The 10177-nt window shown below is 73.1% G+C and carries 6 protein-coding genes; 2 read left to right on the plus strand and 4 right to left on the minus strand.

Features of this window, described 5'->3' with window-relative positions; all coding sequences use genetic code 11:
• The 3 genes from VFE05_04865 to VFE05_04875 all read right to left on the minus strand — a co-directional run.
• On the minus strand, nt 1–4170 hold a 4170-nt coding region (locus VFE05_04865), incomplete at its 3' end, for a PAS domain S-box protein (protein HET6229389.1).
• Between the two features lie 343 nt (nt 4171–4513).
• Nucleotides 4514–5506 (minus strand): hypothetical protein, encoded by a 993-nt coding sequence (locus VFE05_04870; GenBank protein HET6229390.1) that lies wholly within the window; start codon nt 5504–5506, stop codon nt 4514–4516.
• A gap of 79 nt (nt 5507–5585) precedes the next feature.
• On the minus strand, nt 5586–6368 hold the full coding sequence (locus tag VFE05_04875) for a sigma-70 family RNA polymerase sigma factor (GenBank protein ID HET6229391.1): 783 nt from the start codon (nt 6366–6368) through the stop codon (nt 5586–5588).
• A 540-nt stretch (nt 6369–6908) separates the two neighbouring features.
• On the opposite strand from VFE05_04875, the gene VFE05_04880 reads away from it, so the two are divergent.
• On the plus strand, nt 6909–8786 hold the full coding sequence (locus VFE05_04880; GenBank protein ID HET6229392.1) for a protein kinase: 1878 nt from the start codon (nt 6909–6911) through the stop codon (nt 8784–8786).
• A gap of 4 nt (nt 8787–8790) precedes the next feature.
• On the opposite strand, the gene VFE05_04885 is transcribed toward VFE05_04880, so the two are convergent.
• Nucleotides 8791–9147 carry a lysozyme inhibitor LprI family protein gene (locus VFE05_04885; GenBank protein HET6229393.1) on the minus strand — a complete coding sequence of 119 codons (357 nt, stop codon included), beginning with the start codon at nt 9145–9147 and terminating at the stop codon, nt 8791–8793.
• Nucleotides 9148–9612: 465 nt separating this feature from the next.
• On the opposite strand from VFE05_04885, the gene VFE05_04890 reads away from it, so the two are divergent.
• Nucleotides 9613–10177 (plus strand): hypothetical protein (locus tag VFE05_04890; GenBank protein ID HET6229394.1); only part of this gene is annotated, 565 nt, incomplete at its 3' end.

Below are 10177 nucleotides of genomic sequence, written 5' to 3' on the forward strand. Positions count from 1 at the left end.
GCGTGCGTTCACCACCAGCCCTTCATCTCCCGATTCAGGCAGCAGCGTGCGCGCCGCCGCCTCGAACACGCGCCAGCTGCCGTCGCCGTGCCGGTAGCGGTACTCCACCTCGAAGCTCTCGCCGGGGTGCGCCAGGGCGTAGTCGCGGAGGGAAGCCACCTTCTCCCGGTCGTCCGGGTGCACCATCTCCACCGAGCTGCGGCCCACGCGCTCGGCCGTGTCCCAGCCCAGCAGGCGCGTGGCGGACGGGCTCAGGTAGCGCGTGACGCCGGCGCGGTCGATGATGGCGATCAGGTCGGTCCCGTTCTCGATGAGCGTGCGGAAGTGCTCCTCGCGCCGCTTCAGCTCGCGCTCCCAGCCCTTGCGCTCGGTGATCTCGCGGACCACGGCGACGACCTGGCCGCCCGCCTCCAGCGGCAGCAGGCGCGCCTCGAACTCGCGCGCGCCGTCGTCGGCGGGCAGCGCGTACTCCGCCTGCACCAGGCTGCCGCACTCCACGGTGCGGCGCAGCGCGTCGGCCATCTGCGCGGCGGGGCCGGGGGGCAGCACCTCGGTGATGCGGCGGCCCACGTACTCGGCCGGCGTCGCGTAGCGGGCCGCGTCGTTGCCCGCCTGGCAGTCGCGGATGGTGCCGTCGGGCTCCATGCGGATGTACAGGTCCGGCAGCGCGTGGAACACCGCCTCCAGCTCCGCGCTCTTCTGCACCAGCTCTTCCTCGGCGCGGGCGCGCTCTGCGATCTCCTCCTCCATCGCCATGTTGGTCTCGGCCAGCTCGGCCGTGCGCTCCTCCACGCGGCGCTCCAGCTCGTCGCGCGCCTCGCGCAGGGCACGCTCCGCGTCGCGCTCCACCGTCACGTCCTGGTGCACCAGGATCACCTCGGCGATGGCGCCCGCCTCGTCCTTCACGGGGCAGATCGACGCCTTGATCCAGCGCGGCCCCACCGCCCTTCGCTCCGCCGCCCGCCGCCCGTCCGCCCGTTCCGCCGGCGCGTCCGCATCTTCCGTCTCCCCGTCCACGGCGGGTGAACGGGCCGATGCCGCAGCCTCCTCCCCGCTCGTCTCGGCGATCTCCGACACGACCGCCGCCATCACCGCGCGTTCCGCCGTCGGCCCCGCGTCGGTAGATGCGACCACGTCCACGCATCCCGCCTCCCCAATCGACTCGGCAGATGGGGTGGCTTCCATCGACGCGCCCGCATCTCCCACCCCCGCGGATTCCGCGGATGCGCCCGCATCTTCCGTCCGCGTCCATTCCGTAGATGCGACAGATTCAGAAGATGCAGCCGCTTCGGTAGATGCAGCCCATCCGACGGATGAGGCAGATTCCGCGGATCCAGGGCTCTCGGTCGATGCGATCGGTTCCGTAGAGTCGGGAGATGCAGTGACTTCGGTGGATTCAGCAGCGACCTCGGTCGATTCAGGCGAGAGCGCCGCATCCGCAGATTCGCTCGCCCCGATCGCCTCCGCTGATGCGGTAGTGTCGTCGGATCGGCTCGGCCTTGGCTCCGCGGTGGATGCGGGAGAGCCGGCGGAACCGTTGGATGCGGGCCGGGCCCGGGTGCGGACGGCCAGGCCGGCGTCGAAAAGGGTGGGCGGCAGGTCGCCGCCGCGCCCCTCGAAGCCGCGGCGCACGAGCGGGGCGATCTCGCGCAGCTGCGGGTCGTCCAGCGGGTTGAAGCCGCGCACGTCGTCCACGCCCATCCCGAACATCCGCTCCCACGCGCGGTTCACCTCCAGCGTGCGCCCCTGCGGCGAGAAGATCTGGATGCTGAACGGGAACTGCTCGAACAGCGCCCGGAAGCGCGACTCCGAGCGGCGAAGCGCGTCCTGCGCGGCGGAACGCTCCTCGGTGAGCCGCAGGTTCCGCAGCGCCGTGGCCGCCAGCGAGGCCAGCGCCTCCACTACCTCCACGTCGCGCGGCCCGTACAGCCCCGGCGTGTAGCTCTGCACCGAGACGATGCCCAGCACCTCGTCGCCCGCCACGATGGGCGTGCGGATGGCGGACTCGGCGCGGCGGCCGGTGCCCGCGGGCTCCGCGCCCTTCCCGGCGGGGTCCGCCGAGCTGAGCGTGAGCAGCGACCGCCGCTCGCGCACCACGCGCTCCCCCGGCGTCCCCGCCGCGGCCGAAGACACGTCCGGCGGCGAGTACACCCCCGCGTCGTGCCCGCCGAAGCCGGTGAAGGTGTGCGCCCCCGCGTCGTACCCGAAGATGAAGAACGCGTCGAACGACAGCACGCGCCGGCACGCCTCCTCCAGCACCTGCCGCAGCTCCGCCCGCGACGCCGCACCCACCACCGCCGCGGCGGCCGAGGCCACGGCGCGCATCCGCTCCGCCGTGCTGCGCGCGTCGGCCTCCGCGTGCCGCCGCTCGGTCACGTCGCGGAAGCTCCACACGCGCCCCACCGTCTCGCCGTTCACGCGCTGCGGCTGCGAGTAGCGCTCCAGCACGCGCCCGTCGCGCAGCCGGATCTCGTCGAACGACTCGGCCTCCGGGCATCCGTACAGCTCGCAGATGCGCGCCATGAACGCCTCCGCGTCCACCACCTTCTCGCACGCACCCGCCAGCGCCGCGCCGTCGCCCGCCTTCACCGTGTTGGGCGAGAGGCCCCACATCTCCGCGAACTTGGCGTTCGAGGCCAGCACGGCCCCCGCGTGGTCCACCGCCAGCAGCCCGTCGGCCGTGGACTCCAGCGTGGCGCGCAGCAGCGAGACGGAGCGGTCCAGCGCCGCCGCGCCTTCCACCCGCTCGGTGATGTCGCGCAGGTGCGCGGTGAAGATGGGAGGGCCGTCCAGCGGCACGCGGGTGAGCGTCATCTCCAGCGGCAGCTCGGTGCCGTCCTTACGCATCCCCGTGGTCTCCAGCCGCCGGCCCAGCACCTGCCCGCCCGCCTCGGCCAGGTATCTCCCCGCCGCGTCGCGCAGCCGTTCGGGCACGATCAGGTCGCGCGCGTCGCGGCCCATCGCCTCCGCCGCGGTGTAGCCGAACGTGGCCTCCGCGGCGGGGTTGAAGTCCAGCACGCGCCCGTCCGCCCCCATCACCACCACGCAGTCCAGCGCCGCCCGCATCACCGCCGCAGCGCGCACCCGGGCGCGCAGCAGGTCCTCTTCCGCCCGCCGCCGGTCGTGCGCCTGGAGGGCGATGGTGACCACGTCCGCCAGGTCCGCCGCGAAGCGTCGCTCGTCGTCCGCCCAAGCGCGCGGCGGGCCCACGTGCTCGTGGCACACCACGCCCGCCAGCGTGCCGTCGCGCCACACCGGCACGTCCAGCATCGCCCCGATCCCCAGCGGCTCCAGGTACGTCGCCGCGAGCTCGCGCGTGCGCGGGTCGGTGCGCGCGTCCTCGGCCGCGAGTGCGCGGCTCTCCGCCAGCGCCGCGAAGTACGCCGGATAGGCGCCCGAGGGGATGCGGACGCCGCTCTCGTGGTCGTCCTCCGCCCGCCGGTACAGCGCGGCGCACTCCATCACCTCGCCACCGTCGCGGAAGAGCCAGACGCCCACCCGCTCCACGTCCAGCGTGTGCGAGCCGGAGCGCGTCACCTCGCGCAGCAGGCCGTCCAGGTCCGCCTCGTCCAGCCGCGCCAGCTGCACCAGCGCGGCGTTCTGGCGCGCCGTGCGGGCGGCGTACGCGGCGCGGGCGGCCTCGGCGCGGTCCTGCAGCGCCACCATCTCCTGCAAGCGTCGCAGCTGCCGCCGGAGCTCAAGCTGGCCCATCGCCTGGCGTGCCAGCGTGCGCAGCGCCTCCAGCTGCTCGGAGGAGAGGTTCCGGGGAACACGATCCACCACGCACAGCGTGCCCAGCCCGTGCCCCTCGGGCGTGACAAGCGGCGCGCCGGCGTAGAAGCGGACGTATGGAATGGAGAGGACGAGCGGGTTGGTCGAGAAGCGCTCGTCCTCCAGCGTGTCGGTCACCACGAAGAGCCCCGGCCGCTCGATGGCGTGCGCGCAGAACGAAAGCTCCCGCGGCGTCTCGGCGATGTCGATGCCCACGCGGCTCTTGAACCACTGCCGCTCGCCGTCCACCAGCGTGAGCAGCGCCATGGGCGTCCCGCAGATCTGCGAGGCGAGCCGCGTCAGCGAGTCGAATTCGGGCTCGGGAGGGGTGTCCAGCACGCCGTAGCCGCGAAGCGCGGCCAGGCGTTCCTGCTCGTGCGGAAGAACGGGTGCTTCCATGCCACACCTGAGGTGCGGGGGCGACACACGGCCGGGAACGCCCCTCCCGCGCCGCCGCAGCCAGGTTGCGGGCGGGGGCGCGGGCGGGCGGACTTTTCCGGGCACGTGGCGGCTCGCGGCGCCGGAACGGACGGTTGGAAGCGCAGGAGCAGCGCCGCGGACGAGCAAGGGGCGTGCTGCTTTCGGCAGATGGACGGCAGGCGTTCCGACCCGGCCGATAGACGCACGAAGGTCCGCCGGATGCCCCGACGAAGGTGGCGTCCAGCGGACCTCGATGCGCCGTCGTCAGAACGGCGAGATGGGCGATGGGCGGCTCGGAATCCCCGCGGATCGACGGACCGCTCTAGTCGATCGCCGGCGTTCCCAGCGAGCGCAGCAGGTCGGAGGCGGACGATTGCACCGCGTTCCAGTCCGGCGCACCATCACCCGAGGTGGCCCGGGCGAGGGACCGTGCGCTCTCGCGCGCTGGCGTTTCGAGCGACGGAAGGCCGACCGCCCGCTTCAACGCCGCCTCACTCCGGCGCGAGTGGAAGAACGCCGCGTCCCGCCGCGCAGCGGCGATGCGAGCCGCTTCCGCCCAGGCGCCAAGGCGGTAGTGGTCCGCGTCGGAGAGGTCGGCGATGGACTCGCGGGCGGTGGCGAGCAGCGGCTCGGTCTCGGCGGGGGGGGCGCCGGCGTGGTCGGCGAGCGAGCGGAAGGATGCTGACGCGGGGCCGCCGCCGGGTACGTCGTCCAGCATGCGGGCGGCCTCATCTGCCCAGTCGCGGACGCGGGGATCGCGGGTGCGGACACCCAGGCCGAGGTCGGTGGAGAGAGCGCCGAGACGCGCGGCCCTTGCCTCCGGCGTGAGCGGATCGCCCTCGCCGCGGGTGACGCTCCATGGGCGGTCCATCTCCGGCACGCGGACGGGGGTGGAGCCGGATTGGAGGAGGGCGACGGATTCCGTGGCGTCGGGCAACCCGCCGCGCCCACGCATCAGCACCGGTGCGGCGATTGCGATGCCGGCCAGCGCCGCCGCCAGCGCGCCCCACCGTGCCGGGCGCGCGAAGAAGCCCGCCCGGCGCGGGGCGAGCCGGATCACGCCGTCCGCCGCATCATGGGGATCGGTGAAAGAGGCCGGCGCATCGGACAGGTCCAGCTCGCCGGTGGCTTCCAGGATCTCGGCGTACAGCTCGTAGTCCTCGTCGCTCTCGGCGAGGAGCGCCATCGCGCGCTCGCGCTCGGGCCCGTGCAGGTGCCCGTCCGCGAGCGCGGCGAGAAGCTCGACGCCGCTCACGGCGCCGTCCAGGTGCGCACCGGCGGCGGACGAATCCGCCCCGCTCTCGCGCTCGTTCAACCGAACCTCCTCGTGGCGGCAAGGCTTTCCAGATGTGACGGACCGGCCAGCGGCATTTCCCCTCGCGAAGTCCCGTTTCTCACGACTGCAGCCCTCCCATCATCTCCCGGACCGTCTCGACCGAGACGCCGGCGGCCTCCAGATCCTTGCGCAGCAGCGCCATGACCCGGTCCAGCCGCTTGAAGAGCTGCTTGGGGTCCCGCTGCGTGCCGCGTGCCACGTCGGTCACCTTCATCCCGTCCCAGTACTTCATCCGCAGCGCCACCTGGTCTTCCGGGGGCAGCCGGCCGATCGCGGCGAAGAGTGCCTGCACGGCTCGCGCACGCACGGTCTCGGTTTCCTCGTCCAGCACCGCCGCGTCGGCGCCGGGGCTGGAGGCGGGGGTAGCTTCGAGCACCTCGGCGTCCACCGCCACGGGGCGCAGCGGCGGGCGCGGGGGCAGCTCCGCGATCATCCGCTCGATCTGCTGCGGCGGCAGGTCGGTCTCGCCCGAGGTGCGCACGACCTCCACGGCGGCGCCCCAGCGCATGCCGTCGCGGTGCACCAGCCGCTCCAGCCGCATCGCCAGCTCGCCCTTGCGCCTTGCCGCGGCGGAAGGGCGCCAGCGGCCCTGCCGGGCGACGCGGTATTCCTTGGACAGGTTGGCGATCACCGCCACCAGGTACGTGGGGAGCGCCGACTTGCCCTGGTACTTCCGGAACACCGCGTAGTCGTCGCCGATGAGCTTGGTCTTGACCCACGACGCGAAGTCCTCGGCATCGTCGCCGCGCAGGCCGGCCTTGCCGCTGAAGTAGGTGATGATCCGGTCGATCCGTTCGTCGTGTGCCTCATAAAGGGCGGCGTAGTCCTGGCGCTCCGGCATCGCACCTACCGAAACGGGTGGAAGCGCGGGGTCGCCGCGCGCGCATGAAGGCTGGATTTTAACCCAAGCTAAGTCGTCCGGCGCCGCGCATCAACCGCGGCGCGGGAAAAGCGGGCGGGCCGGTCCCACCAATCCTGGCGCGAGAAGCGCCGCGAACGACCTCCGCAAGCTACCCTTCGACACCCGCAGATGATCCGCCGTACCTGCCTTCGTTCCAAATCCCCGCCTCACAAGCGTCGTCGCGGCGCTCGCGGGCCGGTCCGCCGCCGGGCTCCGGGCGGTGCTCCGCCCCGGTCCTTCAACCGTCCACGATCTCGGGAAATGAAGGGAGCGCGATGATTCAGTAGACGGAAATCGGGCCGCCACCCGCCTGGAGGTAATCGAGCGCGAAGACGCGATCCGTCGGCTCGCCAGGCGCGTGGGAGATGCGCGGCGGTGGCCGCATCTGCCTGCGCCGGACGCGGTTGAGTGGGTTCGCATCTTGCTTGGGTGCGCCGCACGGGTACGGCTGCTCTCCAAACACATGCGGGCTGGCTGCTTATGGGCTTCGAAGGGCTGCTGGGCGGGCACACGCTGGCGGGGCGTTACCGGATCGGGGAGGTGATCGGGCGCGGCGGGTTCGCGGCCGTCTACGAGGCGGTGGACGAGCGGCTGGGCCGGACCGTAGCGGTCAAGGTCATCACGCTCGCCGCCAGCGGCGACGAGGCGGACGAGCTGCGCAAGCGCTTCGACCGCGAGGCTCGGGCCAGCGCCAGCCTGCACCATCCCAACGTGGTCGCCATCTACGACTTCGGCACCGATCCCACGCTGGGGCTGGACTTCCTGGTTATGGAGCGCCTGCGCGGCGAAGACCTTCGCGCCCGCCTGCGCCGGCCGGAGCCCATCCCCCTGGCGGACGCGCTGCGCATCCTGCGCGACGCGGCGGACGGGGTGGACGCGGGGCACCGCACCGGGCTGGTGCACCGCGACCTGAAGCCGGGCAACATCTTCCTGGCCGAGACCAACCGGCCCGGTGGTTTCCGCGTCTGTGTGGTGGACTTCGGCATCGCGCGCATCGCCGAGGGCGACGAGACCACGCGCATCACGCACCACGGCATACCGCTGTCGCCGGCGTACGCGTCGCCGGAGCAGCTTCGGGGCGAGCAGGACCTGACGCCCGCGTCGGACGTGTTCAGCCTGGGCGTGATCGGCTACGAGCTGCTGGCGCGCGGCCGCCCGTTCCCCGGCGACCGCCTTCACCCGGCCGAAGGCACGCCTCCGCGTCCGGTGCCCCTTCGTGAGCGCAACCCCGCCGTCCCGCCCGCCGTCGCGGACGCCATCCACCGCGCCATGGCCGACGACGTCGCCGAGCGCTTCGCCGACGCGGGCGCCTTCGCCGCGGCGCTCTCCGCGAGCGAGCGGCGCGCGGGATCGACGTCGCCACCGGCTCGGGCTGAGGTCGCGGCTCCCGTGATCGCCGCAGCCGGTGCCGCATCTGCCGCGCAGCCGTCGAGGTCGTCTTCGGTCGATGAGATGCGGCCCGTTCCCATGCGCGAACCGGCCGGGGTGCGCGTCGCCGCGTCCGCATCTCCGGTCGCAGGGCTCCGTTCGGGCGGGGGGAGCCGGACGATGATCGGCATCACCGTCGCGGCCGTGGTCGTGCTGCTGCTCGCCTGGCTGGGGATGCGCAGCTTCGGGCGCGGATCGAGCGGATCGCCCGCCGCGACGATGGCGGCGAAGGACGGGACGGGCGATTCGGGGCGGACGGACTCTACCGCATCCGCCTCGGCCCAGGCGGGGACGCCGGCGCGCACGGCCGCCGGGGAGGCATCGCCCGGCGTATCACCCGGCGTCGCGCCCGAAGTGGCGGCGCCGATCACCTCGCCGGACGCACCCGTGGTCACATCGTCGGCATCTCCCGCTGGGATACCGGCCTCCAGCGGAGGAGCGGTATCTCCATCTGCGGGGACGGCGGGAGCGGGCGCGGCGGCAGGTGGATCGGCAGGAGTTCCGGCGACGGCAGGTGCATCCGCCCCCGTGGCGCCTGGCGGACGGACGGCTACGGCGGATGCGGGCGCGGCGGCGAGGCTGGCGCGGGAGGGCGGCGCCCTGTTCGAGCGGGGGGACCTGGCGGGCGCGGCGGCGCGGTTCCGGCAGGCCGTGGCGACGGCTCCGGCGAACGCGGGCTATCGCAACGACCTGGCGTGGACGCTCTTCCAGACGGGCGACGTGGAGGGCGCCGCACGCGAGCTGGACGAGGTGATCCGGCTGGACCCGCGGCGCGCCATCGCCTACGCGAACCTGGGCGAGGTGCGGCGTGCGCGCGGCGACGTGGCGGGCGCGATCGCGGCGTATCAGCGCTTCCTCCAGCTCAACAGCGACCCGCGCCGCGAGGAGATCGCCCGCGCCAAGCTGCGCGGGCTGCAAGGCGGACGGTAGCGGGTCAGCCGGGCAGCTTCACCGCGCGCAGGTACGCCGTGCGGTCGCGGACGGCGCGGATCTGCGACGGCAGCACCTTCACGATGGAGTGGTTGGCCCACGGCCGCGAGTAGTACGACGTGAGCACCGCGTCGTAGCGCCGCAGCCAATCTACCTGGCGCGCCTTCAGCACCTCGCGCTGCGGCGGGCCGAGCGACGCCATCTTCTGCCGGTACACGTGGTTCAGCTCCGCGTCGGCATCGGCGTAGTCGCGGCGCAGGCACTCCAGGATCTCGTCGCGCGTCCGCATCCAGTAGTCCTGGCACGGGTGCGTCACGTTCTCGCGGAACTCCTGCGCGCTCGCCCGCGCCGGACGTGCCACACCGCCTGCGAGCAGCGCGAACGTGAGCGCGGTCGCGCGGAAGGCGAACGGGAAGCTCGGGTGAGCGATGATGCGGATGGTGGTCTCCTCCGGTGGAAGTTCGGCCGTCCAATCGGCTCCGCGCGCTGAGCGCAGGAGGCGTGCCCGCCGAGATTTTCACCCCACCTTCACTGACATGAGGTAATCGATAGACTTCCGCATCCACCGCGACGGCTTCCGCCGTCGTCTGATCCCCTGCCTGCCCAGATTCCCCAGCTCTCAATCAGCCACTCTCGACAACCACCGTACGGCCCGTTGCCTTTCCCATCCCACCGTCGCACTATACGACAGTGGGCCGGAAACGTCGCGCATCGCGACGCGATGGTCGATGGGCCCGCCGCTCGTTCCGCAGATGCGATGCGATCCGTTTTCGGACCTCTCGCGCAGCCCGCCTCCCCCACCCTCCACAAGCCTCCGAGCGAACGAATGGATGTCATGGCGGTGACGGGGGATGCCGCGCGCGCGGAGACCACGGCGGGGATCCTGGCGGACCTCGCGCGGCTGGATGCGCTGCTGGAGCGCGCGGTCGATGCGATGCGCGCCCGCACCGATGCGGAAGCGGCGGCGGACCCATACCGCGGGCTGTACGTCTCGCACGACGAGGCGCGGGAGCTGGCGGCGCGCGCACCCGGCGCGGGAGCGATGGCGCTGTCGGGAGATGCGGGGGCGGCGGACAGCGCCGCCGGGTCTGCCGGCGATGCGTCGGATCGAAGCGCGGCGGCGGACTCGCCGGTCGGGCGGCTGGCGCGGATGGCGGGGCTGACGACGCTGGACGCGGACCTGCTGCGCGTGGCGCTGGCGCCGGAGCTGGACTCCAAGTACGAGCGGCTGTACGCCTATCTGCAGGACGACGTCACGCGGCGGCGGCCCACGGTGGACCTCGCGCTCTCGCTGCTCTGCCCGTCGTTCGCGGACCGGCTGGCGGGGCGCGGCCGGCTCGCCGCATCGGCGCCGCTGGTTCGCCTGCGGCTGGTGCACCTGGTGGACGACC

The sequence above is a fragment of the Longimicrobiaceae bacterium genome, from assembly GCA_035696245.1.
In the GTDB taxonomy this organism is placed as follows: domain Bacteria; phylum Gemmatimonadota; class Gemmatimonadetes; order Longimicrobiales; family Longimicrobiaceae; genus DASRQW01.